The following is a 24,328-nucleotide window of genomic DNA, read 5'->3' as shown; positions in this document are numbered from 1 at the left end:
CTGCGTGCTTATCCCGTGTCACCCATGACGAGGCCCTCACGGCGCGGATCCGCACCGCCGATCCATCCCTGACCTCGTCGCACCAGCGCCGACAGCCCACTGGACTGATCGGCGACATCGACAGTGTGTCCTCGACTGCGCAGCCCTTGGATCAGTGGATCGTCGGAGCCATTGTTGTGCGCATCGATGTTGGGGTGCTCTCCACCGACGTTCGTCTTGCGCGAATTGTTGGCGCCGAAGTCCACCATGGAAACCGCCTGTTGTGGATCGAGCCCCCAATCTAAAATGCCGACAAGGGTTTTCACCACGAATTGGATGATCACCGCACCGCCCGGAGAGCCCAGCGCCAGCAGCAGCGCGCCACGCTTGCCGGACTCCGTGCGTTCGAAGACCAGGGTGGGGGCCATGGAGCTACGCGGCCGTTTTCCCGGCTGTAGCCGATTGGCGACGGGAAGTCCGTCCTTGCCCACGGGCTCGGCGGAGAAGTCGGTGAGCTGGTTATTGAGGATGAAGCCGTCGACCATGTGGAAGGAGCCGAACGCGGATTCCACTGTGGTGGTGAGCGATGCGGCGTTGCCTTGCCTGTCGACGACAGTCACCTGGCTGGTGCCGTGTTCGGGGGTGGATACCGCCGCAGACGCCGGAACGTTGAATTCGCCGGGCCGGGCGGTGCCCATCGTCTTCTCGCCGGAGATCAGCCGGGCACGTTCGGTCAGGTAGGTCGGGTTGAGCAGGGTCTTCGGTGAATTACCCGGCAGTGCCACAAAATCGGTGTCGGCGACGTACTTGTCACGGTCGGCATAGGCCAGCCGCTCGGCCTCTGCGATGTAGTGCACCCCGTCGACAGTGGGTCTTCCGCCGTCCAGGTCGACGTCGGTGGGGCGGTAGGAGGCCATCGGAAAGTTTTGCAGGATACCCAGAGTGGCCGCGACGGCGATGCCGCCCGAGGATGGTGCCGGCATACCGCAGATTTCGTGATCACGGTATGTGGTGCACAGGGATTCACGACGCTTGGCCGTGTACCCGGAGAGATCGGCCGCCGTCATCAGGCTTGGGGTGCGTCCGGACGAGGTATCAGCCGCCGCCGCGACGATATCTTCGGCGATGGCACCCCGGTAGAACGCGTCAGGCCCGTCGGTGGCCACCGCGCCGAGGGTTTTCGCGTAGGCCGGATTGGTCAGCTTCGTCCCCGCGGGCTTCGCCGATCCGTCGGGGTTGAGAAAGTACGTGCCCGCCTCGGGATCGATGGCAAGGCCGGCCGCCGAGCCGCTGATGGCGGCAGCGAGCCGTGGGCTGATCTCGAAACCTTCGTCGGCCAATTGAACTGCCGGAGTGAACAAGTCGCGCCACGAAACGGTTCCGTGCACGGAATGGGCGTCGTGGAGTAAGCGAAGGATGCCGGGAACGCCGATGGAGCGGCCCGATGATCGGGCATCGGGAATGGGCTTGACTCTGTTGGCGTCATCGATCCAGCGCAGATAGTTTTCGGTGGCCGCCGCAGGAGCTATCTCTCGGCCGTCATAGGCCTCGACGGCGCCCGTCTTGGCGTCGTAGTAGACGAGGAAGCCGCCGCCCCCGATCCCGGAGGATTGCGGCTCGACGAGCCCGAGGACGGCTTGTGCGGTGATCAATGCGTCGGCCGCGGACCCGCCGTCGCGTAGCACTCGGCAGGCCGCCTGGGTGGCCAGTGGGTTGGCCGTCGCGACGGCAAAGCCGGCAGTGCGAACGGCCGTCATGCCCGTGCGATAGCCGGTCGCGATCTCGGGGTTGATGGAGATATCGCGTTTCCCGGTGGGGCCCGCGACGGCGCTGTTCGTGACGGGAACGCCATTGGTGGAGATGCTGCACGGCTCGGATCCGGCGCCCGGATGCGTTGCGTGGTCGGTTGAGCAGCCGGCTGTCACGAGTACAGCGATGGCGAGGACGGCTAGCGGTCGTGGTGGAATCCTCACAGTTCCATCACGGTAGCGGCTACGGGCTGAGGTCGACCGGGTGGTAGGAGAAACCGATCTCGACGGGCGTGTTGGTGAGTTCGGCACTGCGCCCGGACAGCAGCACCTGGCCATCGGGATCGATCGTGACGGTCAGCGGGATCGTGGTGCCCTTGCTGCTGGTTACTGCGGGGGATGCGAACATCCCGACCAGCAGTGGCGGCTGATCCGCACCGGCGGCATCGGATTCGATCAGCAGTGTGGTGTCGTGGCGCACCCAGTGGGTGCCCGCGGGAAGAGCAAGGTGCAGGTTGTAGTCGAATGAGTCGGAGGGGTTCTTCTTCACGATGGTGAAGTACTCGCCGCCGTCGACAAGAGGGGTCACCGTGAAGTCGGTGTCGGCAGACCGATAGGTCGCCTCTCCGTCGGGGCCCCATTCCGCGGGCAAGAGGGGAGCGCCGTCGGGCAGGTGGATTGTCAACAACTCGCCGGGTTTACCGGTCCTGACCTTGATGCCCTCCTGCGCGAAGACGGGAAGTATCGCTGTCCGCGTGGTGGCTTCGGAATTCGGTGCGGGTGCCGGGGTATCGGGATCGGCCGCGGCGATCACGGGTGACAACGCGATCCCGCTCATCGTCAGCAATACGGTAGCCAGGGAACTAATGCCGAACTTCATTCAATTCGTCCTTCTGTGTCAGCACGCCAGCGTGACGTGGGCGACCTTGGTGGACACCGGAACCGATGTCGGCCTGTTGCGCATATCACGCGCGCTGGCGACGTTGGAAACCGGCGATTGCTGATTGACGGATTGGACGGTGCAGTTATCTGGATGACCCGATCCGATTCTCGTCACGGTGACGCGATAGCCGCTGGCCTGCAGGCTGTTGATCACTGCATCGGCGTCATTCGACGGTCGGGCCTGCGCGTGAATTGCCGTCGCCAGAGAAAAGCTGGAGGCCGCTACGAGCAGGACAGGTATGAATCCACCAGGCAATCTACGTACCGTCATAAAGCCCTCACCTTGTAGTTGATTCTCTTTCCAGGCTAGCCGATCACACGCGCCGCGTCTGGAAGCCCGTGATTCTGAGCTGCGCTAAGAGCGAGGCCCGGTCTGCTCGGGTGCGGATAGGTGCCGGGTTATCGCATGAACAGCAATCCAACGATTGAGCTCGATTAAGTAAACAGCTACCCATTAACGGGTTAACAACGTTAGCTCGATGCTACTGTTGTTTATGCGAATAGCCATGGCGAAAGTGATGTCTGGATATGTGTCTTCGATGCTTATCGGGGGCGTATTCCTTTGTAATGTTGCTCACGCAGACCCAAGTGCCGAACCGGCCGACTGCTCGGCTGCTGACTTAGCGGGGATTGTGGCGGGGGTTTCCGCCTCGGAATCGGTCTATCTGCACACGCACCCCGAAGTGAATGACTTCTTGTCGGGTTTGAAGGGCAAAAATGCTAAGGAAATTCGTACCGACCTGCGGCAGTACATGAGCTCACACCCGGATGTGAAACAAGATCTTCAGGATATCCGTCGGCCACTCACCGATTTCAAGACCAGGTGCAGCGCCGAGTCGCTTGAATCAGTCGGCGATTCGGAATAGGGGGCAATGGCGATGCGCAGTGTTGCATTTATCACAGGCCTCCTGAAGCGAGGATCCATCATCGGAATGGCCGCATTGGCGTTGTTTGCCACTGCAAGTCTGAACGTTGCGCACGCGGATATTCCGCCGTGCGCCCCGCACGAAGACCCCGAGCACTATCGATGCAAGATCTACACAGACGATCCATTTGGTGTGTGGGAGTCCGAGGTTGAGCAGGAGCTGCTGGGGATTCCTTGGTCCGACCACTGACGGGCCCGGACCGGACGCGCTCTGCGCGCCGGGGTTAGTCGGACTCCGCGACTAGCCTGGATACGTGCCCGATCCCTCGACCTATCGACCGACCCCCGGCTCGATACCCGTCGAGCCGGGGGTCTATCGATTCCGTGATCCGCACGGACGGGTCATCTACGTGGGCAAGGCCAAAAGTCTTCGTAGTCGGCTCACCTCGTACTTCGCCGATATCGCCAGCCTGCATCCGCGTACCCGGCAGATGGTCACCACCGCCGGCAGCGTGGAGTGGACCGTGGTGGGTACCGAGGTCGAAGCCCTGCAGCTCGAGTACAACTGGATCAAGGAATTCGATCCGCGCTTCAACGTGCGCTACCGCGACGACAAGTCGTATCCGGTGCTTGCGGTCACGCTCAACGAGGGGTACCCGCGGCTGTTCGTCTATCGCGGGCCCCGCCGTAAGGGCGTGCGATACTTCGGCCCGTACTCGCATGCGTGGGCCATCAGGGAGACGCTCGACCTGCTTACCCGGGTCTTCCCGGCCCGCACCTGCTCTAACGGAGTGTTCAAGCGGCACAAACAGATTGACCGCCCATGCCTGCTGGGATACATCGAGAAATGTTCGGCACCCTGCATTGGGCGGGTGAGCGCCGAAGAGCACCGTGAGATCGTTCTGGATTTCTGCGACTTCCTCTCCGGTAAGACGGATCGTCTGGCCCGGGACATGGAACGTGAAATGAACCATGCGGCTAAGGAACTCAATTTCGAGCGGGCGGCCCGGCTGCGCGACAACATTTCTGCCTTGCAGCGAGCACTGGAGCGACAGACCGTTGTGTTCGGCGATGGCACCGACGCCGATGTGGTGGCCTTCGCCGACGACGAGCTGGAAGCCGCGGTGCAGGTGTTCCACGTGCGTGGTGGTCGGGTTCGCGGCCAGCGTGGCTGGATCGTCGAAAAATCGGGGGACCCGGGCGATTCCGATCTTGAGGGACTCGTCGAACAGTTCCTCACTCAGTTTTACGGCGACCAGGCCGATCTCGCGTATGTCGCCGACACTGATGCCGATGTGGCTCCGGTGCCGCGCGAGGTTCTCGTGCCGGTGCTGCCGCGCGATGCCGAGGGCATGACTTCCTGGTTGACCGGTCTACGGGGTTCACGGGTCTCGTTGCGGGTACCGCAGCGTGGCGACAAAAAGGCGCTCGCCGAGACGGTGGAGCGCAATGCCAAAGAGGCCCTGTCGCAGCACAAGCTCAAGCGCGCAGGCGATCTCACCACACGGTCGGCGGCGTTGCAGGAGATTCAAGATGCACTCGGCCTGGAGCAGGCGCCGCTGCGCATCGAGTGCATCGATATCAGCCATGTCCAGGGCACCGATGTGGTGGCCTCATTGGTGGTCTTCGAGGATGGGCTGTCGCGCCGGTCGGACTACCGTCACTACAGCATCAGGGAGGCTGCCGGCGATGGGCGCTCCGACGACGTCGCCTCCATCGCGGAGGTCACTCGGCGCCGATTCGCCCGGCACGTGCAGGATCAGCAGGTTCACGGTGACGCCGGCGCGGGACCGGATGTCGCCGGCGTTGCGGCTCCGGAAGGCAGGTCGAGGAAGTTCGCCTATCCGCCCAACCTTTTCGTCGTCGACGGTGGTGCGCCGCAGGTCAACGCGGCCGCCGCCGAACTGAGTGAACTGGGTGTCACCGATGTCGCGGTGATCGGTTTGGCCAAGCGCCTCGAGGAGGTATGGGTGCCGGGTGAGCCGGATCCGGTGATCCTGCCGAGAACAAGCGAGGCGCTGTATCTGCTGCAGCGCGTTCGCGACGAGGCGCACCGATTCGCCATCACGTTCCATCGCAGCAAGAGGTCCCGGCGGATGACCGCCTCGGTGCTCGACGGGATACCGGGGCTGGGAGAGGCGCGCCGGGCCGCGCTCGTCTCGCACTTCGGTTCGGTGGCGCAGCTCAAGAAAGCCAGCCTCGAGGAGATCACCGCAGTTCCGGGTATCGGTGCGGCCACCGCACTCGCGGTACGTGAAGCACTCGTCGGTCCGAGCAATTCGGAGGCGACTTCCTATGCAACGGAAGCACCACTGCCCGCCATGGTCGAAAATGGAGTCGATGACAATCGATCCCCCTAATCTCGCCAGCGGACCCACGAACGCCGATATCGACGTCGTCCTGGTCACGGGCCTATCGGGCGCGGGACGCGGCACTACGGCCAAGGTGCTCGAAGACCTGGGATGGTATGTCGCCGACAACCTGCCCCCCGAACTGATTACCCGGATGGTCGACCTGGGTCTTGCCGCGGGTTCACGCATCACGCAGCTCGCTGTGGTGATGGATGTCCGGTCCCGAGGCTTTACCGGAGATCTGGAATCAGTGCGTGCCGACCTGGCCACTCGGGGCATCAGCCCACGCGTCCTCTTCCTGGAGGCCTCCGACGAGAGCCTGGTGCGCCGCTACGAACAGAACCGGCGCAGTCACCCACTGCAGGGCGGTCAGACCCTTGCCGAGGGCATCGCCGCCGAACGCACGCTGCTCTCGCCCATCCGGGCCTCGGCGGATCTGGTTATCGACACGTCGTCGTTGCCGGTACCCGCACTACGTGCCGCGATCGAACGTGCCTTCAGCACCGAGACGGTCGCACATCTGAGCGTCACCGTGGAATCTTTCGGATTCAAATATGGACTACCGATGGATGCCGATATGGTCGTCGACGTCCGATTTCTACCGAACCCGCACTGGGTAGATGAGCTGCGGCCGCATACCGGTCAGCATCCATCGGTGAGTCGGTACGTGTTGAGCCAACCGGGCGCGGACGAGTTCCTGGACACATACCATCGGCTGCTGAACCTCGTCATCGACGGTTACCGGCGAGAGGGAAAGCGCTACATGACAATCGCGGTCGGCTGTACGGGCGGTAAGCATCGCAGTGTTGCGATCGCCGAGGCGTTGGCCGCATCTTTTGCCCCCGATGAAGGCTTGTCGGTACGGGTGTTGCACCGCGACCTGGGGCGCGAATGAACCCCGGTACCGACCAGCCGTTCGCGCGACGCGAACCACGGATCGTTGCCCTCGGCGGCGGGCACGGTCTGTACGCCACACTCTCGGCGGCGCGACGGCTCACCCATGACATCACCGCCGTGGTCACGGTGTCCGACGACGGCGGTTCGTCCGGGCGGATTCGTTCCGAGCTGGGGATCGTGCCACCCGGCGATCTGCGGATGGCGTTGGCGGCGCTCGCCTCCGACAGCCCGCGCGGGCGCATGTGGGCCACGGCCATCCAGCACCGGCTGGGCGGCAACGGCGGGTTGGCCGGGCACCCGATCGGCAACCTGATTCTGGCCGGGCTCACCGACATGCTCGCCGATCCGGTCACCGCGCTCGACGAGATGGGCCGCATGCTCGGCATCACCGGGCGGGTGCTGCCGATGTGCCCGATTCCGTTGCAGATCGAGGCAGACGTGTCGGGCCTGGAGTCCGATCCCCGGATGAGCCGGGTGATCCGGGGACAGGTGGCGTTGGCGACCACTCCGGGCAAGGTGCGCCGCGTACGTATGCATCCGGGTAATCCGCCCGCCACCCGGCAGGCCGTGGAGGCCATCATGGCCGCCGACCTGGTGGTTTTAGGGCCTGGGTCCTGGTTCACGAGTGTCATCCCACATGTCCTGGTGCCCGAACTTTTCGCTGCATTGCAACAGACCCGTGCCCGCAAAGCCCTGATCTTGAATCTGGCCCCGGAGCCGGGGGAGACGGCGGGCTTTTCCGCGGAGCGTCATTTGCACGTACTCTCGCAACACGCGCCCGAGTTCGGTGTGCACGACATCGTCGTCGAATCTGCCTCCGCAGATGCCACCGAACGCGACCACTTGACCAGGGCGGCCGCCTTGTTCAATGCGCACGTTCAATTCGCTGACGTCTCGCGCCCTGGTACACATTTACATGACCCTGCGAAACTGTCGGCGGTCTTGGATCGAGTACGAACGGGTAGTGCGGCTGCGGCCGCGGGAACAGATGCCGAATCCACGGTGCGCCTGGCAGCGGGGGGCGGGAGCACGCAGCATGGAATCCAGAGAGGGGACACCCCGTGGCGATGACCGCCGAGGTCAAAGACGAACTGAGCCGCCTGGTGGTGACTCAGGTCAGTAGCCGGCGCGCCGAGGTCGCGTCGCTGCTGCGGTTCGCCGGCGGACTGCATATCGTCAGCGGCCGAGTTGTCGTCGAGGCAGAAGTCGACCAGGGCAGCATCGCGCGGCGTCTCCGCAAGGACATCTTCGATCTGTACGGCTACAACGCCGTGGTGCACGTGTTGTCCGCGGGCGGTATCCGCAAGACCACTCGTTACGTGGTCCGTGTCGCCAAGGACGGCGAGGCTCTTGCCCGGCAGACCGGTCTGCTCGACCTGCGGGGCCGCCCGGTGCGTGGGCTGCCCGCACAGGTGGTGGGCGGCAGCGTGGCCGATGCCGAGGCAGCTTGGCGCGGCGCTTTCCTGGCCCACGGCTCGCTGACCGAACCCGGACGATCCTCGGCGCTGGAGGTCAGCTGTCCGGGGCCGGAGGCCGCGCTGGCACTGGTGGGCGCGGCCCGACGACTCGGCGTGAGCGCCAAGGCGCGTGAGGTGCGGGGCAGTGATCGTGTGGTGGTTCGCGATGGTGAGGCCATCGGTGCCCTGCTCACCCGGATGGGCGCGCAGGACACCCGACTGACGTGGGAAGAACGCCGGATGCGCCGCGAAGTGCGGGCAACAGCGAACAGGCTCGCGAATTTCGACGACGCGAACCTGCGCAGGTCTGCGCGCGCTGCGGTTGCGGCGGCTGCACGCGTGGAGCGTGCCCTGGAAATCCTTGGCGACACCGTGCCCGACCATCTCGCGGCCGCCGGAAAGCTGCGCGTTGAGCACCGGCAGGCATCACTTGAGGAGCTGGGCCGTCTCGCCGATCCGGTGATGACCAAAGATGCTGTCGCGGGCCGTATTCGGCGGTTGCTTTCGATGGCAGACCGCAAGGCCAAGACCGACGGGATCCCCGATACCGAGTCCGCGGTGACCCCGGAGCTGCTCGAAGACGCGTAACAAGTCGCCTCGCGACGAGTGAAAACCGATGGCGAATTGTCGGAGCGCTTTCGTACTCTGAATCGGTGGACTTCGCTAAGCAGGTGAAAACCGAAGGGGTCCTTGGGGAAATGCCCGAGGACTCTTCGGGCGAGGAGCCACACCATCAGAGCAGCGGTCTCCCGCGCGCGCTGCGTCCGTTGCGGCATCGCGACTATCGACTGCTGACGCTGGGTCTGGCAGTGACGCTGCTGGGCAATGGCATGTGGACGGTGGCGCTCGTCTGGCAGGTCATCCGGATGGGGCTCGGGCCGGCGCAGGTGGCGATCGTCGGCACCACCTTCAGTGTGGGTCTGCTGATCAGCGTGTTGCCCGCGGGTGTCGCCGCTGATCGACTGCCCAAGTTGTGGGTGATGCGCTGCTCGCTCGCCCTGCAGACAGTGCTGATGTTCACCACCGCGACGCTCGCGCTGACCGGTGCCGCCCACATCTGGCATCTGGCGCTGAACTCACTGTTGTTCGGGATTGCCGAAGGTTTCTACATCCCGGCATACACCGCGTTGTTGCCGAGTTTGTTGCCCGCCGATGAGCTGTTGGCTGCCAACGGAATCGAAGGCGTGCTGCGGCCCGTGATGCAGCTCGCGGCCGGCCCCGCGGTCAGTGCCGCCATCGTCAGCGTGTGGTCACCGGGCGGAGCGTTCCTGTTGGAGGGTGCGCTGGTGGCGGCGGGTATGGGCTGCCTGCTGCTGGTCCGGCACACCCACGAGCCGGCCGCCGTGCCCGATGTACGCCGGCATCCGGTGCGCCGTGCGCTGGCCGATTTGGCGGAGGGGTTCCGCTACATGGTGCACACCACCTGGTTCTTCGCCACGCTGCTGTTCGCGATCGGTTACGTATTGGTGGTCGTCGGGCCCATCGAGATTCTGCTGCCGTTCGTCATCCGGGACCATGGCGGAGACCCCGGCACACATGCCACGGTGCTGGCGTTGTTCGGCCTGGCCGGCGCGGCCGGGTCCTTCATCGTGTCGTCACTGCCGCTGGCTCGCCGGTACCTGACGGTGATGATCCTGATGTGGGGAGCGGGGTCCTTGCCCCTGGTGCTCATCGGGTTCACCGGACGCGTCTGGATGATCGCGCTCGCCATGATCATCGTGGGCGGCACCATGCAGGCGGCCAACGTCATCTGGGGCACCCTGATGCAGCGTCGCGTGCCCGAGGAGATGCTCGGCCGCGCGGCGAGTATGGACTTCTTCGTGTCCCTCGTCGGCCTGCCCGCCTCGTTCGCACTGGTGGTTCCCGTGGCGCACATCATCGGCAACACCACGGTGTTCGTCATCGCCGGCGTGGCACCGCTGGTGTTGGCGGTCATCGCCCACATCGTCGCGCGACTGGGCCGGGACGAAATGGCGCACCCCCTGGGCTAATGTGAGTGCCGATAACGGGTACACCACAGATCAAACAGACAAAGAGGGAGCGCTACGTGACTGTCCGGGTAGGCGTAAACGGGTTTGGCCGGATCGGCCGGAACTTCTTTCGGGCACTGGACGCGCAGAAGGCTCAAGGGATCAACACCGACATCGAGATTGTCGCGGTCAACGACCTGACCGATAACGCCACCCTGGCCCACCTGCTGAAATTCGACTCGATCCTGGGTCGGCTGCCGTACGACGTCAGCCTGGAGGGCGATGACACCATCGTCGTCGGCGACCACAAGATCAAGGCCCTCGAGGTCCGCGAAGGTCCGGCGGCACTGCCGTGGGGCGACCTGGGAGTCGATGTCGTCGTCGAATCGACCGGCATCTTCACCAAGCGTGAGAAGGCGCAGGGCCACCTGGACGCCGGTGCCAAGAAGGTCATCATCTCCGCGCCCGCCAGCGACGAGGACATCACCATCGTGCTGGGCGTCAACGACGACAAGTACGACGGCAGCCAGAACATCATCTCCAACGCCTCGTGCACCACGAACTGCCTCGGACCGCTGGCCAAGGTGCTCAACGACGAGTTCGGCATCGTCAAGGGCCTGATGACCACCATCCACGCCTACACCCAGGATCAGAATCTGCAGGACGGCCCGCACAGCGATCTGCGCCGCGCTCGCGCCGCCGCGCTGAACATCGTGCCGACCTCGACCGGCGCCGCCAAGGCCATCGGTCTGGTGCTGCCCGAGCTCAAGGGCAAGCTCGACGGTTACGCCCTGCGCGTGCCGATCCCCACCGGCTCGGCGACCGACCTCACCGTGGAGCTGGCCAAGGCCGCCAGCGCCGACGAGATCAACGCCGCCATGAAGGCCGCCGCGGAGGGCAAGCTCAAGGGCATCCTGAAGTACTACGACGCACCGATCGTGTCCTCGGACATCGTGACCGACCCGCACAGCTCGATCTTCGACGCGGGATTGACCAAGGTGATCGACAACCAGGCCAAGGTGGTCTCCTGGTACGACAACGAGTGGGGTTACTCGAACCGCCTGGTCGACCTGGTCGGCCTGGTCGGCAAGTCGCTGTAACGATGGCGATCAAGTCCCTCAACGACCTGCTGGCCGAGGGAGTTTCGGGCAAGGGCGTGCTGGTCCGATCGGACCTGAACGTCCCGCTCGACGACAACCTCAACATCACCGACCCCGGCCGCATCGTGGCCTCGGTCCCGACCATCCGCGCGCTCGCGGGTGCCGGGGCCAAGGTCATCGTCACCGCGCACCTGGGCCGCCCCGACGGTGCGCCGGACCCCAGGTTGTCCCTGGCTCCAGTGGGTGCGGCGCTCAGTGAGCTGTTGGGGCAGCACGTGCAGGTGGCCGGCGACGTTGTCGGGACCGATGCGCTGGCGCGTGCCGAAGGCTTGACCGACGGTGACGTGCTGCTGCTGGAGAACATCCGGTTCGACCCGCGTGAGACCAGCAAGGATGACGCGCAGCGGCGGGCGCTGGCCCAGGAGTTGGCCGAATTGGTCGTCGGCCCAACGGGTACCGACGGTGCGTTCGTCTCCGATGGATTCGGTGTGGTGCATCGTAAGCAGGCCTCCGTTTACGACGTGGCGACTCTGCTGCCGCATTACGCGGGTGGTCTGGTCGCGGCCGAGGTGGAAGTTCTGCGGGTGCTCACGGCCAGCACCGCGCGTCCGTACGCGGTGGTGCTCGGCGGGTCCAAAGTCTCCGACAAGCTGGCGGTCATCGAATCGTTGGCCACTAAGGCCGACAGCCTGGTGATCGGCGGCGGGATGTGCTTCACCTTCCTGGCCGCGCAGGGGCTGCCGGTCGGCAAGTCGCTGGTGCAGCCGGAGATGGTGGACACGTGCAAGCGGCTGCTGGATACCTATGCCGATGTGATCCACCTGCCGATGGACATCGTGGCGGCCGATGAGTTCGCGGCCGATTCGCCCTCGGAAATCGTTGCCGCGGATGCTATCCCGGACGGAAAGATGGGCCTGGACATCGGGCCCGAGTCGGTGAAGCGGTTCACGGCCGTGCTGTCGAACGCCAAGACCATCTTCTGGAACGGTCCCATGGGTGTCTTCGAGTTCCCCGCCTTCGCCGCGGGCACTCGAGGTGTCGCCGAGGCGATCATCGCGGCCACCGAGAAGGGCGCGTTCAGCGTGGTCGGAGGCGGTGACTCGGCGGCTGCGGTGCGTGCGCTGGACCTGCCGGACGACGGCTTCTCGCACATCTCCACCGGTGGTGGTGCATCCCTGGAATACCTTGAAGGCAAGGCGCTTCCGGGTATCGACGTTCTCGAAAGCTAGAGGAGCATCGCATGTCGCGTAAGCCGTTGATCGCCGGCAACTGGAAGATGAACCTCAATCACTTCGAGGCCATCGCCCTGGTGCAGAAGATCGCGTTCTCGTTGCCGGACAAGTACTTCGACAAGGTGGACGTGACGGTCATTCCGCCATTCACCGACATTCGCAGCGTGCAGACCCTGGTCGACGGGGACAAGCTGCGGTTGACCTACGGCGCACAGGACCTGTCGGTGCATGACTCGGGTGCCTACACCGGCGAGATCAGCGGCGCATTCCTGTCCAAACTGGGCGTCACCTACGTCGTGGTGGGGCACTCCGAGCGTCGTCAGTACCACGCCGAGGATGACGCGCTGGTCGCCGCCAAGGCGGCCGCGGCCCTCAAACACGGTCTGACGCCGATCGTCTGTATCGGCGAAGCCCTGGACATCCGCGAAGCGGGGGACCACGTGCAGTACAACGTGGACTCCCTGCGGGGGTCGCTGGCCGGGCTGTCCGCCGAGCAGGTCGACAAGGTTGTCATCGCCTATGAGCCGGTGTGGGCCATCGGCACCGGCCGGGTGGCCAGCGCGGCGGACGCGCAGGAGGTGTGTGCCGCGATCCGTGCCGAGCTGGTCCAGATCGCGAATGCGGAAGTGGCCGCCTCGGTGCGCGTCTTGTACGGCGGCTCGGCCAATGCCAAGAATGTGGGCGAACTGGTCGCGCAGGACGATGTGGACGGCGCCCTGGTGGGCGGCGCCTCGCTGGATGGCGAGCAGTTCGCCCAGATGTCGGCGATCGCGGCCGGCGGACCGCTGCTGTAGCCCACCTACCGGTGAGGACGGCGCGCGACGAGGGGTCATCCCTGCGCGGCCGACCAGAAGGGAGCCGGTAGGCTAACCCCATGGAATTGGCGCTGCAGATCATCCTGGTGATCACGAGCTTGTTGGTGGTCCTGCTGGTGCTGTTGCACCGTGCGAAGGGCGGTGGTCTGTCCACACTGTTCGGTGGTGGCGTGCAGTCGAGCCTCTCCGGTTCAACCGTGGTGGAGAAGAACTTGGACCGGCTCACCTACTTCGTCACGGCCATTTGGGTCATCTCGATCATCGGTGTTGGGCTGGAGATCAAGCTCGGCGGATAGCGGAACGACGTTTTATCGGCAGCGGACTACTCCACAGGTAGTCCGCTGTTTTGTCTCTGCGGTGGATATTCTCGCTGGTAGTTGATGTTTCATCTATTTGCCGAGAAATTTCTTCAAAATTCATGGAACCGATTCATGTCCTCGGACCATCAATCTCTATGTATGGCACAGAAGTCGACGAATGCCATCAGCGGTCGGTGGACCGGGGACGCGGAGGGGACGTTCCCGTTTCACCGGCCGTACCCCCAGGAAAGGAGCCCCTCGACATGTCGGAGTGCCGTGGTGACCCCCGCCAATGGATCCGTGAGTACCAGGATCGCCTGGAGGTTCTTGGGCAGCGTGCCCAGTACGTACAGCAGACCGTGGGCCTGGTTCGCGGCCATGCGCAGGATGATGTGGGAGTCGCGGTGACCGTGGGGTCGGGAGGCCGCATCGAGGCGCTGGATCTCGATGAGTCCACGCTGTCGATGGATGCGCGGGATCTGTCGGCAATCATCACCAGGACTATTGCCGCGGCACAGGTCAATGCGGCCAGCCAGATCCACAGCACGTTGCATGACCTCACCGGTGACGGACCGGCCATGGACTACGTCAAGGGCTACCTGGACGGGGGGCACCTTGGGGAGGGTGAACATCTGGGACCGTCGTCATGAGCAATGAGCCGGGCGGGACCTTCCACTTTGATCGCGATGTGGTGCTGCACGAGGCGGCGAACCTGGAGGCCGCCGGGGGGTCGGTGCGGTTCTTGCTCGAGCATCACGGCGAGGGGCTCGACGATCAGGACCTGGGGTCTGTGTCATCGGATTTCGTGATGTCGGTGCGGGGAAGCATCGATGAGCTGTCCGATGCCGTCCGCACGCTCGGCGATGTCATTGTGGAGACGGGGCAGCGCCTGCACGATCAAGCTCGGCAGATCGCCGAGGCGGAGGATCAGACTGTCGCCGCGATGACGAAGATTGGTAAAGGGTTCGGTGGACACCCTTGATGCCGAGCTGAAACCGCTCACTCGCCTGTATGACGCCGGATTGGGCTTCTTGGTCGAGCATGTGCAGTTCCTCGAAGAACCACTCAATGCGCTTCGGGGTGACCCGGTCGCGGCGTCCGCCGAGGCCACGTTCTGGCGCTATTGCATTGCCGACGTCACCAATGTGCAGCAGGAACTGTCGGCTGTGCTCAGCGCGCTGGACGACGGTCACAGTGGTGCGGCGGCAACAGGATTCGGTGAGACAGCAGGCGCTATCGATGACGCTCTGCAGGAGCTGCGCCTCGTCGCGGCGAATGTCAACCAGCGCATCAACGTCGTGACGGATCTGGTCACTCACACGCGAAGCATGCTCGGGCAATGGGTGGAAGGGTACGTGGACGACATCATCACCGAGTTCACAGCGGCCCGTGCTGCCTCGCCCATCACCCAGGGCGGCAGTGTGGCGACCACCATCGCCTCCGCGGTGGCGGATGCCTCCGAGCTTGGAAACAAGATGGGGCGCACGCTATCGCAGCTCCTAGACCGTCTTGACGAGCATGCGGCCGCGATCCGGGATGCGGTGACCGAATTCGCGATCAATGTGCAGCGTCTGAAGACGCCCGCACCGGGACCCGTCGCCGCCCCGTCGCCGGGTGTGTCGGCTCAGCTGTCTGCGCCGACGCAGGCCCAGACGGCGCATGGCTTGTCTGTAGACCCGGATGCGCTCTTCGCCGCGGGACAGGGCAACGAGAGCTAGACCGCCACGTACAGGGTGTAGGTCAGGATTGCGAAGACGACGGCACGATCAATATCACCGGGATGGAGGGGTGTCCCGAGGAACTCTCGGACCAGGAGAGGACGGTGCAGACCGTCAGCGTCAGCCAGGTCGGCAGCGCGGTAAGAAGTCGCTGCCGCATCGAATCTGGGCGTGCGGCGCCACCGTTGGCGCGCGCAGTCGGTCAGTGGAAGGCGCCGTCCGATATGGCGCTCGGAAAAGTGTGTAGCGGCGAGCTGTTTCGGCCCTGAATCAAGACCGCATGATGACCCTGTCGGTGGGGTGGCTAGCCCAACTGGCTCGCGGCGGCCTCGTCGAGCAGCCACACGGTACGTTCTGTGCCCTTGGCGCCTGCCGCGGGCACATCGATCGGATCTGCCCCTCCGATGGCTGCCGCGACGGCCTCGGCCTTGGCCTCGCCGGAGACGATCAGCCACACCTCGCGTGAACGCTGAATGGCAGGCAGTGTCAACGTGATCCGCTGTGGGGGCGGCTTGGGGGAGTCGGGCACCGCCACCACCAGTCGGTGTGTTTCCTTGACGGCATCGGTGTGTGGGAACAGCGAATTGATATGGCCTTCGCCGCCCATGCCCAGCAGGTGGACGTCGAATGAGGGGCAGTCCTGGCCGGGCTCGGCATTGGCCGCCAGCAGCTGCTCGTAGGCGAGTGCGGCCGCGTCCAGGTCCGTGCCGTATTCGCTTTCGCTGTTGGGCATGGCGTGCATGTTGCGCAGCGGGAAGTCGACATGCTCAAGCAGCGCCTCCCAGGCCTGCCAGGCATTGCGTTCCGGATCGGTCTTCGGGACGTACCGATCGTCACCCCAGAAAACGTGGACGTTGGCCCAGTCGAGATGGCTGGCCACATCGCGCAGATGTTTGAGCAGGGCGATACCTGTGCCGCCGCCGGTGAGCACGATCATCGCCTTGCCGCGTTCAGCGAGGGCGCCGGCGATCGCCGATGCCAACCGGTCGCCTGCTGCGGTCACCAAAGTATCTGTGTCCGTGTACTTTTCGATGATTGTTTCACTCATAGGTATTGCACCTTCGCGATTCCCTCAAGCGCCGTGCGGTAGATCTCATCGGGATCGAGGCGGCGTAAATCCTCGGCCAGGCAATCTCGTGTCTCTCTGCGTGGCAACGGAAGTGATGCCGACGGGCGCCCGGTGCGGGCCAATGTCGCGATGGCCCCGGTCTGCGGCCGGCTCAGGGTGACGACCTCGCTGTCCCGGTGCAGTTCCACCTTGAGCTCGCCGACCAGTCGGGTGACGGGTCCTTCGATACGTGACGCGAGCCAACCCGCAGTGACGTCGAGCGCGGGTTCGGTGGCCAGCCCGGACACCACTGCCGAGTTGATGCCCTCGTACGGTGGTTGATCCAGGGCCGAGGCCAGCAGCGCGCGCCAGTAGGTGATCCGGCTCCACGACAGGTCGGTGTCGCCGGGGGTATATCCGGCGAGCCGGTTCTTGATGGCGTTGAGTGGATCGGGTGCCGTCGTCGCATCGGTGATTCGGCGAATCGCAAGACGTCCCAGCGGATCTTTCGCGGGAACGGCAGGAGCCTGGTTGGGCCACCACGCCACCACGGGGGTGTCGGGCAACAGGAACGGGATCACGACACTGTGCTCGTGTGCGGCGAGCGGGCCGCGCAGCCGCAATACGACAACCTCGCCGGCTCCGGCGTCACCGCCGACCCGGATCTGAGCATTGAGCCCGGTGGTGGGAGCCAACGGATTGCGCTCCAGCACGATGATGCGACACGGATGCTCGTGGCTGGCGCCGTTGGCGGCCTCGATGACCTCTTCCACGTCATCGCCGGCGTCGGTGATGACAACCAGGGTAAGCACGCGCGCCATGGTGACCGCGCCGCCGGTTTCGCGCAGCTCTACCAACTTTTTGTTGACGTCGTTGGTGGTGGTGTCGGGCAGATCGATGATCATGGTCGCCTCCAGTCACGTCCCGTACGGGCCAGCATGTCGAACGCCGACTGGGGGCCCCAGGTGCCGGATTCGTAGGTCTCGGGTTTTCCTTCCGACGCCCAGAAGTCCAGTGCTGGATCCAAAATCCGCCACGACAACTCGACTTCGGCGTTCACCGGGAACAGCGAGGGCTCGCCCAACAGCACATCGAGGATCAGCCGCTCGTACGCCTCCGGTGATTCCTCGGTGAACGCCTGCTCATACGAGAAGTCCATGTTGACGTCCCGGACCTCCATCGCGGTACCCGGAACCTTCGATCCGAAGCGCAGCGTGACGCCCTCGTCGGGCTGCACCCGAATCACCAGCGCGTTGGCGCCCAGTTCCTCGGTCATCGTGGAATCGAAGGGCAGGTGTGGTGCCCGTTTGAACACCAGGGCGATTTCGGTGACGCGGCGGCCCAAGCGTTTTCCGGTGCGCAGGTAGAACGGAACCCCGGCCCAGCGCCGACTGTCGACCTCCAGGGTGATCGCGGCGAATGTCTCGGTGGTCGAGGTCTTGGAGAAGCCTTCCTCCTCCAGCAGACCGGGAACCTGCTGGCTGCCCTGCCACCCGGGTCCGTACTGACCGCGGGCAGTGGTTTCGGCGAGCGGCTCGGCCAGCCGAGTGGCCGAGAGCACCTTGATCTTCTCGGCCTGCAGCTCGGCGGGGGAGAAGTTGATGGGCTCTTCCATCGCGGTGAACGCGAGCAACTGCAGCAGGTGGTTCTGGATGACATCGCGCGCTGCGCCGATGCCGTCGTAATAGCCTGCGCGGCCGCCCAATCCGATGTCCTCGGCCATGGTGATCTGCACATGATCGACGAAGTGGGCGTTCCAGATCGGGTCGAACAACTGGTTGGCGAACCGCAGCGCCAGAATGTTCTGCACCGTCTCCTTGCCGAGGTAATGATCGATCCGGAAGACCGATTCCTCGGGGAACACCTGGTTGACCACAGCGTTCAGCTCGCGGGCGCTCTGTAGATCGTGGCCGAAGGGTTTCTCGATCACGACGCGGCGCCATGCGCCGTCCACGGGCTGGGCGAGTCTGGACTTGGACAGCTGCTCGCACACCGTGGGGAACGCCTTCGGCGGAATCGACAGGTAGAAGGCGTGATTGCCGCCGGTGCCGCGTTCCTCGTCGAGCGTCTGCAGGGTCTTCTTGAGCTGCTCGAAGGCCGTGTCATCATCGAAACTGCCCTGCACGAACCGGATTCCCTCGGCAAGACGGTCCCAGACATGCTGACGGAACGGGGTGCGTGAGTGTTCCTTCACGGCATCGAGCACGATCTGGCCGAAGTCCTCGTTGGCCCAGTCCCGGCGAGCGAATCCGACCAACGCGAAGCTCGGTGGCAGCAACCCGCGGTTGGCCAGGTCGTAGATGGCCGGCATCAACTTCTTGCGTGCCAGATCGCCGGTGACCCCGAAGATCACCAGCGAGCAGGGTCCCGCGATGCGTGGAAGACGCTTATCGCGCTTGTCCCGTAACGGGTTTTTCGCCGATGAGCCGCTCGCGCGAAGAACGTCAGTCATGGATGAGCCTTTCGTGTGAAGACCGTCATCCACGCTCACTCCTTGGTGGATACCGCATCGAGTTGGGCTTGGGTGGCGTCGATGAGCTCGTTCCAGGCAACCTCGAACTTGTCGACGCCCTGGGTCTCGAGCACCTCGAACACGTCGTCCAGATCGATTCCGGCGCGACTGAGCTCATGGAAGACCGCGTGCGCGCCGTCATATGTCCCGTGAATGGTGTTACCGGTGACGATGCCGTGATCGGCAACGGCCTCCAACGTCTTCTCGGGCATGGTGTTGACGGTGTGCGGAGCCACCAGGTCCACCACGTAGAGGGTGTCGTCGTAGTCGGGGTTCTTGACTCCGGTCGAGGCCCACAGCGGACGCTGCACGCGCGCACCGGCCTTCTTGAGCTCGGCGAACCTGTGACCGTGATCGAAGACCTTCTCGTAGGCCTGGTAGGCGAGGCGGGCATTGGCGACCCCGGCCCGGCCCCGCAGGGACAGTGCCTGACCGTTGCCGATGTCCTCGAGGCGCTTGTCGATCTCGGTGTCCACCCGGGACACGAAGAACGAGGCCACCGAGTGGATCTTGGAGAGGTCGCGTCCGGCTTCCTTGGCTGCCTCCAGGCCGGCCAGGTAGGCGTCCATCACTTCCTTGTGGCGTTCCACCGAGAAGATCAGGGTGACGTTGACCGAGATGCCCTCGGCGATCACCGCAGAGATCGCGGGCAGACCGGCCTTGGTGGCTGGGATCTTGATCAACAGGTTGGGCCGATCGACGATCTTCCACAGCTCGATGGCCTGCAGGATGGTCTTGTCGGTGTCGTGTGCCAGGCGCGGGTCCACCTCGATGGACACTCGGCCGTCGACGCCCTCGGAGGCTTCGTACTGCGGAGCCAACACGTCGCAGGCGGCGCGCACGTCATCGGTGGTGGCGGTGCGGATTGCCGAGTCGACATCGGCCCCCCGCTCGGCCAGCTCGGCGATCTGCGCGTCGTAGGCATGCCCCTTGGACAGGGCGGCCTGGAAGATCGCAGGGTTGGTGGTCACCCCGACGATGCTTCTGGTCGCGATCAACTCGGCGAGGTTGCCCGAGTTGAGTCGGTCCCGGGAGAGATCGTCGAGCCAGACGGCGACTCCGGCTTCGCTCAGTTCGGCGAGATTAGCGTTCTGATCAGATGTGCTCATGGGATTCATCCCTTCCTGATTCGGGGTTATTGAGCTGCTGCGATGGACCTTTCGGCGGCCGCAGCCACTGCATCCGGGGTGAAGCCGAACTCGCGGAACAAGGTCTTGTCGTCAGCGGAAGCTCCGAAGTGCTCGAGTGAGACGATTTGACCGGCGTCGCCGACGAACTTGTACCAGCCCTGCGCGATGCCGGCTTCCACGGACACCCGGGCACGCACCGACGGCGGCAGCACGCTGTCGCGGTATTCCTGGGGCTGGGACTCGAACCATTCCACACAGGGGAACGACACCACGGAGGCCGCAATTCCCTTGGCGGCAAGAATCTTCTTGGCCTCGACGGCGAGCTGCAGTTCCGAGCCCGTGCCGATGAGGATCACGTCGGGCGTGTCCGCTGGATTCTCACTGGCTGCCTCCAGTACGTAACCGCCCTTGGCCACACCCTCGCGGCTGGTGCCTTCCAGGATCGGCACGCCCTGGCGGGTAAGTGCCAAACCGACTGGGCCGGTGCTGGATTGACGCTCCAGGACGGTCGCCCAAGCGTAGGCGGTTTCATTCGCGTCACCGGGGCGCACCACCGAAAGGTTCGGGATGGCACGCAGGGCGGCCAGGTGCTCCACCGGCTGGTGAGTGGGGCCGTCCTCGCCGAGACCGATCGAGTCGTGTGTCCACACGTAGATCGGGTCGATGTTCATCAAAGCCGCCAGGCGCACCGCGGGCCGCATGTAGTCGGCGAACTGCAGGAACGTTCCACCGTACGCGCGGGTGGGGCCGTGCAGCACGATGCCGGACAGGATCGATCCCATCGCATGCTCGCGGATGCCGAAATGCAGTGTGCGGCCATATGGTTGGGCATTCCAGTCCGATGTTGCGATGGACGTTGGGCCGAAGGAATCGGCGCCCTTGATGGTGGTGTTGTTGCTGCCCGCGAGGTCCGCGGAGCCACCCCACAGCTCGGGAAGCTTGGCGCCGAGCGCCGAGAGGGTGTCGCCGGATGCGGCGCGAGTGGCCACGCCCTTGGAGCCGGGCTCCCAGGACGGCAGGTCGGCGTCCCAGCCCTCGGGCAGGGTGCGTGCCTCCAGCCGGTCCAGCAGCGCCTTGCGCTCGGGCTCGCGGGCGGCCCAGGCGTCAAAATCCTTGTCCCACTCCGCATGTGCCTGCTTGCCGCGCTGCACCAGCTCGCGGGTGTGGGCGATGACTTCTGGGGCCACGTCGAAGGATTTCTCCGGATCGAAGCCCAGAATTTTCTTGGTGGCGGCCACCTCGTCGGCCCCCAGCGCCGAGCCGTGCACGCCGCCGGTGTTCATCTTGGTGGGAGCGGGGTAGCCGATGATCGTGCGCAGCGCGATGAACGACGGGCGGTCGGTGACCGCACGGGCGTTGGCCAGTGCTTCCTCGATGCCGGTGACGTTCTCACCACTGATGACTGTCTGTACATGCCAGCCATACGCCTCGTAGCGGGCCGGGGTGTCCTCGCTCAGTGCGATCTTGGTGTCGTGCTCGATGGAGATCTCGTTGTCGTCCCAGATGACGATGAGGTTCCCGAGCTGTTGGGTACCGGCCAAGGAGGACGCTTCGGAGGTCACGCCCTCTTCGATGTCGCCGTCGGAGGCGATGACATAGATGAAGTGGTCGAACGGGCTGGAGCCCGGCGCGGCGTCGGGGTCGAACAAGCCGCGCTCGTACCGAGAGGCCATCGCCATGCCAACCGCCGAGGCCAGGCCCTGGCCGAGCGGCCCGGTAGTGATCTCGACGCCCTTGGTGTGGTGGTACTCGGGGTGGCCGGGGGTCAGCGAGCCCCAGGTACGCAGTGCCTCGATGTCGGAGAGCTCCAGGCCGAACCCGCCCAAGTACAGCTGCAGGTACAGGGTCAGGCTGCTGTGCCCACAGGACAGCACGAATCGGTCGCGCCCGATCCAGGAGGGGTCGCTGGGGTCGTGGCGCAGCTGGCGCTGAAAAAGCGTGTACGCCACGGGTGCCAGGCTCATCGCGGTGCCGGGGTGGCCATTGCCGACCTTCTGCACGGCATCGGCGGCCAGCACCCGTGCGGTGTCTACCGCACGCGAGTCCAGGTCTGTCCAGTCATCCGGGTGGTCGGCCCGGGTGAGGGTTGGGATATCGGTCGGGATCTCGTCGATCGCGGTCACGGGCCCATCGTAGTGCCGCCGATTTCGCGCCGCTGCCTCACGGCCGGGTCACGCCATCTCGGCAATGTGATAGTCCGGTGGCGGACAACCTATGTTCACTTCAATGGGCCGACCTTGGTTGTCGACGCGCGACCCTGGCGGTCTACCATCGTCTGTAGTAGAGCGCTCAGTGCCGCGGGTCGGCTGGCTCACCGGATAATTACCCAGGAGGATCAGCGCGGTGCGGATGCGAGAGACGCAAGGCGCGCGTGCTCGCGGCCCGTTCCTTTCGACAATCCTCGCCTACGTGGCGCTGACCAAGCCCAGGGTCATCGAGCTGTTGCTGGTCACCACCATTCCCGCGATGCTGCTGGCCGACCGCGGTCACGTGAATCCGCTGTTGATCCTGAACACGCTGCTCGGCGGCATCATGGCCGCGGCCAGCGCCAACACGCTGAACTGCGTGGCCGATGCCGATATCGACAAGGTCATGAAGCGCACCGCGCGGCGGCCGCTGGCGACCTCGACGGTCACCACCCGCAATGCCCTGATCTTCGGGATCGTGCTCGGTGTGGGGGCGTTCGCCTGGCTGTGGTGGACCGCCAACCTGCTGTCCGGTGTGCTCGCCGTGGCCACCATCGCCTTCTACGTCTTCATCTACACGTTGGTGCTCAAGCGACGCACCGCACAAAACGTGGTGTGGGGCGGCGCTGCCGGGTGCATGCCCGTGATGATCGGGTGGTCGGCGGTCACCGGCACGATTCAATGGCCGGCAGTGGTGATGTTCCTGATCATCTTTTTCTGGACTCCGCCGCACACCTGGGCGCTGGCCATGCGCTACAAGGAGGACTACCGGGCTGCGGGCGTCCCGATGCTGCCCGTGATCGCCACCGAGGAGAAGGTCACCCGGCTGATCCTGATCTATACCTGGCTGACGGTGCTGGCCACGCTGGCACTCGCGCTGGCCGCCGGTGTCATCTACGCCGTGGTGGCATTCCTGGCCGGGGTGTGGTTCCTGGCGATGGCGCACCAGTTGTACTCGGGTGTGCGCAAGGGTCAGCCGATCAAACCGCTGCGGTTGTTCCTGCAGTCAAACAACTACCTGGCCGTGGTCTTCTGCGCGCTGGCGGTCGACTCGGTGGTCGGCTGGCCGCTGTTGTTCGGTAATGGGCTGCTAGGGCACTAGGACGACCGACCCGGTGGTCTTGCGTGCCTCCAGGTCGATATGGGCCTGGGCGGCCTGCTCCAACGGATAGCTGGCTCCGACGGTGATCTTCAATGTTCCGCGCGACACCAGGTCCAGGACATCGTCGGCGCGCCAGGCGAACTCTTTGGGGGTGCGAATGAAATGCCCCATGGTCGGACGGGTGAGCACTGCCGACTTGGCGGTGAGGCGCTGCGGGTCGAAGGGCGGTACCTGGCCGCTGGCCGCGCCATACAGGGCGATCAGGCCACGTACTCGGACTGCTGCCAGGCTTGCCTCAAAGGTCGACTTGCCGACGCCGTCGTAGGCGACCGCCACACCCTCACCCGAAGTCAGCTCCAGGATTTTCTCGGCGAATTCCGCCGGATCTGTGGGATCCGGGTAGGACAGCACCTCGGCGGCACCGGCCTCGCGGGACAGTTCCCCCTTGGCCGCGCTCGACACGGTCGTGATGACCCTGACACCGCGATGGGATGCCCATTGGGTCAACAGCAAGCCCATTCCGCCGGCGCCTGCGTGCACCAGCACGGTGTCACCGGCGGCGACGGGGTAGACCGAGGTCAGCAGGTAATGGGCGGTGATGCCTTGAAGTAAGGCGCTCGCGGCAACCTCCGGGGACAGGCCTTCGGGCACCTTTGCGGTGTAATCGGCTGGTGCGGTGGTCGATTCGGCATACCCCCAGGCGGCGACGGGGCTGGCGACCCGGTCGCCGGGGGCGAGGGTTTCGACACCCTCACCCACTGCGCTCACCAGTCCGGTGACCTCCGACCCCGGAATGTGGGGGAGCGGGGCGGCGTAGCTGCCGTTGCGCAGATAGACATCACGGAAGTTGACCCCCACCGCGTCGACGTCGATGAGCACCTCGCCGGGGCCCGGTGTCGGAGCTGTCTTTTCGACGAGGGTGAGCACTTCGGGTCCGCCGGTCACCGGCACTTCGATGGCGCGCATGGGTACCAGTA

The 24,328-nt window shown here is 64.8% G+C and carries 23 protein-coding genes; 14 read left to right on the top strand and 9 right to left on the bottom strand.

Annotated features, from left to right (window positions below; genetic code table 11):
* Positions 1-8: 8 nt before the first annotated feature.
* The 3 genes from MSTE_RS13470 to MSTE_RS13460 are packed head-to-tail and all read right to left on the bottom strand — an operon-like array spanning position 9 to position 2,940.
* Entirely contained in the window at positions 9-1,952 is a 1,944-nt protein-coding gene (locus MSTE_RS13470; protein WP_096501912.1) for a gamma-glutamyltransferase family protein, read from the bottom strand.
* A gap of 19 nt (positions 1,953-1,971) precedes the next feature.
* The gene (locus MSTE_RS13465) at positions 1,972-2,607 is read right to left on the bottom strand and encodes a hypothetical protein (RefSeq protein WP_096501910.1); all 636 of its coding nucleotides are present in this window, start codon (positions 2,605-2,607) and stop codon (positions 1,972-1,974) included.
* A gap of 18 nt (positions 2,608-2,625) precedes the next feature.
* Positions 2,626-2,940 (bottom strand): hypothetical protein, encoded by a 315-nt coding sequence (locus MSTE_RS13460; protein WP_057967980.1) that lies wholly within the window; start codon positions 2,938-2,940, stop codon positions 2,626-2,628.
* 235 nt (positions 2,941-3,175) lie between these two features.
* Between MSTE_RS13460 and MSTE_RS13455 the strand changes: the two genes are divergently transcribed.
* The 13 genes from MSTE_RS13455 (at position 3,176) to MSTE_RS13390 (ending at position 15,373) form a co-directional block, all read left to right on the top strand.
* Positions 3,176-3,535 carry a heme-binding protein gene (locus MSTE_RS13455; RefSeq protein ID WP_162291423.1) on the top strand — a complete coding sequence of 120 codons (360 nt, stop codon included), beginning with the start codon at positions 3,176-3,178 and terminating at the stop codon, positions 3,533-3,535.
* A 313-nt stretch (positions 3,536-3,848) separates the two neighbouring features.
* The gene (uvrC, locus tag MSTE_RS13445) at positions 3,849-5,894 is read left to right on the top strand and encodes an excinuclease ABC subunit UvrC (RefSeq protein ID WP_096501908.1); all 2,046 of its coding nucleotides are present in this window, start codon (positions 3,849-3,851) and stop codon (positions 5,892-5,894) included.
* A complete protein-coding gene (rapZ, locus tag MSTE_RS13440) occupies positions 5,866-6,780 on the top strand; it encodes an RNase adapter RapZ (RefSeq protein WP_096501906.1) in 915 nt (304 codons plus the stop codon). Before uvrC ends, rapZ begins: the two co-directional genes overlap by 29 nt.
* Positions 6,777-7,853 carry a gluconeogenesis factor YvcK family protein gene (locus MSTE_RS13435; protein ID WP_096501904.1) on the top strand — a complete coding sequence of 359 codons (1,077 nt, stop codon included), beginning with the start codon at positions 6,777-6,779 and terminating at the stop codon, positions 7,851-7,853. Before rapZ ends, MSTE_RS13435 begins: the two co-directional genes overlap by 4 nt.
* On the top strand, positions 7,850-8,827 hold the full coding sequence (gene whiA / locus MSTE_RS13430; protein ID WP_078343326.1) for a DNA-binding protein WhiA: 978 nt from the start codon (positions 7,850-7,852) through the stop codon (positions 8,825-8,827). Before MSTE_RS13435 ends, whiA begins: the two co-directional genes overlap by 4 nt.
* Positions 8,828-9,006: 179 nt before the next feature.
* The gene (locus tag MSTE_RS13425; RefSeq protein WP_162291641.1) at positions 9,007-10,230 is read left to right on the top strand and encodes an MFS transporter; all 1,224 of its coding nucleotides are present in this window, start codon (positions 9,007-9,009) and stop codon (positions 10,228-10,230) included.
* A gap of 56 nt (positions 10,231-10,286) precedes the next feature.
* Positions 10,287-11,309, top strand: coding sequence for a type I glyceraldehyde-3-phosphate dehydrogenase (gene gap / locus MSTE_RS13420; protein ID WP_030093498.1), 1,023 nt, complete (start codon positions 10,287-10,289; stop codon positions 11,307-11,309).
* Between the two features lie 2 nt (positions 11,310-11,311).
* Entirely contained in the window at positions 11,312-12,538 is a 1,227-nt protein-coding gene (locus MSTE_RS13415) for a phosphoglycerate kinase (protein ID WP_096501900.1), read from the top strand.
* A gap of 11 nt (positions 12,539-12,549) precedes the next feature.
* Positions 12,550-13,335, top strand: coding sequence for a triose-phosphate isomerase (gene tpiA, locus MSTE_RS13410; RefSeq protein ID WP_096501898.1), 786 nt, complete (start codon positions 12,550-12,552; stop codon positions 13,333-13,335).
* A gap of 80 nt (positions 13,336-13,415) precedes the next feature.
* Positions 13,416-13,652 (top strand): preprotein translocase subunit SecG, encoded by a 237-nt coding sequence (gene secG, locus MSTE_RS13405; protein WP_030093493.1) that lies wholly within the window; start codon positions 13,416-13,418, stop codon positions 13,650-13,652.
* 266 nt (positions 13,653-13,918) lie between these two features.
* A complete protein-coding gene (locus MSTE_RS13400; protein ID WP_096501896.1) occupies positions 13,919-14,305 on the top strand; it encodes a hypothetical protein in 387 nt (128 codons plus the stop codon).
* Positions 14,302-14,637 (top strand): hypothetical protein, encoded by a 336-nt coding sequence (locus MSTE_RS13395; RefSeq protein ID WP_096501894.1) that lies wholly within the window; start codon positions 14,302-14,304, stop codon positions 14,635-14,637. The genes MSTE_RS13400 and MSTE_RS13395 overlap by 4 nt, the downstream gene beginning before the upstream one ends.
* The gene (locus tag MSTE_RS13390) at positions 14,624-15,373 is read left to right on the top strand and encodes a hypothetical protein (protein WP_096501892.1); all 750 of its coding nucleotides are present in this window, start codon (positions 14,624-14,626) and stop codon (positions 15,371-15,373) included. Before MSTE_RS13395 ends, MSTE_RS13390 begins: the two co-directional genes overlap by 14 nt.
* 304 nt (positions 15,374-15,677) lie before the next feature.
* Here MSTE_RS13390 and pgl read toward each other — a convergent pair whose 3' ends face one another.
* The 5 genes from pgl to tkt are packed head-to-tail and all read right to left on the bottom strand — an operon-like array spanning position 15,678 to position 22,186.
* Positions 15,678-16,421: a 6-phosphogluconolactonase gene (gene pgl / locus MSTE_RS13385; RefSeq protein ID WP_096501890.1), complete on the bottom strand. Its 744-nt coding sequence runs from the start codon at positions 16,419-16,421 to the stop codon at positions 15,678-15,680.
* The gene (gene opcA, locus MSTE_RS13380) at positions 16,418-17,326 is read right to left on the bottom strand and encodes a glucose-6-phosphate dehydrogenase assembly protein OpcA (RefSeq protein ID WP_162291422.1); all 909 of its coding nucleotides are present in this window, start codon (positions 17,324-17,326) and stop codon (positions 16,418-16,420) included. Before opcA ends, pgl begins: the two co-directional genes overlap by 4 nt.
* Complete coding sequence (gene zwf / locus MSTE_RS13375; RefSeq protein WP_096505841.1) at positions 17,323-18,873, bottom strand: glucose-6-phosphate dehydrogenase; 1,551 nt, start codon at positions 18,871-18,873, stop codon at positions 17,323-17,325. Before zwf ends, opcA begins: the two co-directional genes overlap by 4 nt.
* A 35-nt stretch (positions 18,874-18,908) precedes the next feature.
* Positions 18,909-20,042 (bottom strand): transaldolase, encoded by a 1,134-nt coding sequence (gene tal, locus MSTE_RS13370; protein ID WP_096505839.1) that lies wholly within the window; start codon positions 20,040-20,042, stop codon positions 18,909-18,911.
* Positions 20,043-20,068: 26 nt separating this feature from the next.
* Positions 20,069-22,186 (bottom strand): transketolase, encoded by a 2,118-nt coding sequence (tkt, locus tag MSTE_RS13365; RefSeq protein WP_096501886.1) that lies wholly within the window; start codon positions 22,184-22,186, stop codon positions 20,069-20,071.
* A gap of 226 nt (positions 22,187-22,412) precedes the next feature.
* Here tkt and MSTE_RS13360 point away from each other — a divergent pair, with 226 nt between their 5' ends.
* Positions 22,413-23,351 (top strand): heme o synthase, encoded by a 939-nt coding sequence (locus tag MSTE_RS13360; protein WP_162291421.1) that lies wholly within the window; start codon positions 22,413-22,415, stop codon positions 23,349-23,351.
* Here the strand turns inward: MSTE_RS13360 and MSTE_RS13355 are convergent.
* A complete protein-coding gene (locus tag MSTE_RS13355) occupies positions 23,340-24,317 on the bottom strand; it encodes a quinone oxidoreductase family protein (RefSeq protein ID WP_096501882.1) in 978 nt (325 codons plus the stop codon). The two genes, MSTE_RS13360 and MSTE_RS13355, sit on opposite strands and share 12 nt — an antisense overlap.
* Between the last annotated feature and the right edge of the window lie 11 nt (positions 24,318-24,328).

The sequence above is a fragment of the [Mycobacterium] stephanolepidis genome (assembly GCF_002356335.1).
GTDB lineage: Bacteria > Actinomycetota > Actinomycetes > Mycobacteriales > Mycobacteriaceae > Mycobacterium > Mycobacterium stephanolepidis.
Note: the sequence above shows the minus strand (reverse complement) of the source record. Positions and strands in the feature narration are given on the sequence as shown.

Excerpts from the sequence above, each read along its gene's own strand:
- MSTE_RS13465 (WP_096501910.1), bottom strand. The coding sequence starts at position 2,607 with ATGAAGTTCGGCATTAGTTCCCTGGCTACCGTATTGCTGACGATGAGC.
- MSTE_RS13460 (WP_057967980.1), bottom strand. The coding sequence starts at position 2,940 with ATGACGGTACGTAGATTGCCTGGTGGATTCATACCTGTCCTGCTCGTA.
- MSTE_RS13455 (WP_162291423.1), top strand. The coding sequence starts at position 3,176 with ATGGCGAAAGTGATGTCTGGATATGTGTCTTCGATGCTTATCGGGGGC.
- rapZ (WP_096501906.1), top strand. The coding sequence starts at position 5,866 with ATGGAGTCGATGACAATCGATCCCCCTAATCTCGCCAGCGGACCCACG.
- MSTE_RS13435 (WP_096501904.1), top strand. The coding sequence starts at position 6,777 with ATGAACCCCGGTACCGACCAGCCGTTCGCGCGACGCGAACCACGGATC.
- whiA (WP_078343326.1), top strand. The coding sequence starts at position 7,850 with ATGACCGCCGAGGTCAAAGACGAACTGAGCCGCCTGGTGGTGACTCAG.
- MSTE_RS13415 (WP_096501900.1), top strand. The coding sequence starts at position 11,312 with ATGGCGATCAAGTCCCTCAACGACCTGCTGGCCGAGGGAGTTTCGGGC.
- tpiA (WP_096501898.1), top strand. The coding sequence starts at position 12,550 with ATGTCGCGTAAGCCGTTGATCGCCGGCAACTGGAAGATGAACCTCAAT.
- secG (WP_030093493.1), top strand. The coding sequence starts at position 13,416 with ATGGAATTGGCGCTGCAGATCATCCTGGTGATCACGAGCTTGTTGGTG.
- MSTE_RS13400 (WP_096501896.1), top strand. The coding sequence starts at position 13,919 with ATGTCGGAGTGCCGTGGTGACCCCCGCCAATGGATCCGTGAGTACCAG.
- MSTE_RS13395 (WP_096501894.1), top strand. The coding sequence starts at position 14,302 with ATGAGCAATGAGCCGGGCGGGACCTTCCACTTTGATCGCGATGTGGTG.
- pgl (WP_096501890.1), bottom strand. The coding sequence starts at position 16,421 with ATGAGTGAAACAATCATCGAAAAGTACACGGACACAGATACTTTGGTG.
- opcA (WP_162291422.1), bottom strand. The coding sequence starts at position 17,326 with ATGATCATCGATCTGCCCGACACCACCACCAACGACGTCAACAAAAAG.
- zwf (WP_096505841.1), bottom strand. The coding sequence starts at position 18,873 with ATGACTGACGTTCTTCGCGCGAGCGGCTCATCGGCGAAAAACCCGTTA.
- tal (WP_096505839.1), bottom strand. The coding sequence starts at position 20,042 with ATGAGCACATCTGATCAGAACGCTAATCTCGCCGAACTGAGCGAAGCC.
- MSTE_RS13360 (WP_162291421.1), top strand. The coding sequence starts at position 22,413 with ATGCGAGAGACGCAAGGCGCGCGTGCTCGCGGCCCGTTCCTTTCGACA.
- MSTE_RS13355 (WP_096501882.1), bottom strand. The coding sequence starts at position 24,317 with ATGCGCGCCATCGAAGTGCCGGTGACCGGCGGACCCGAAGTGCTCACC.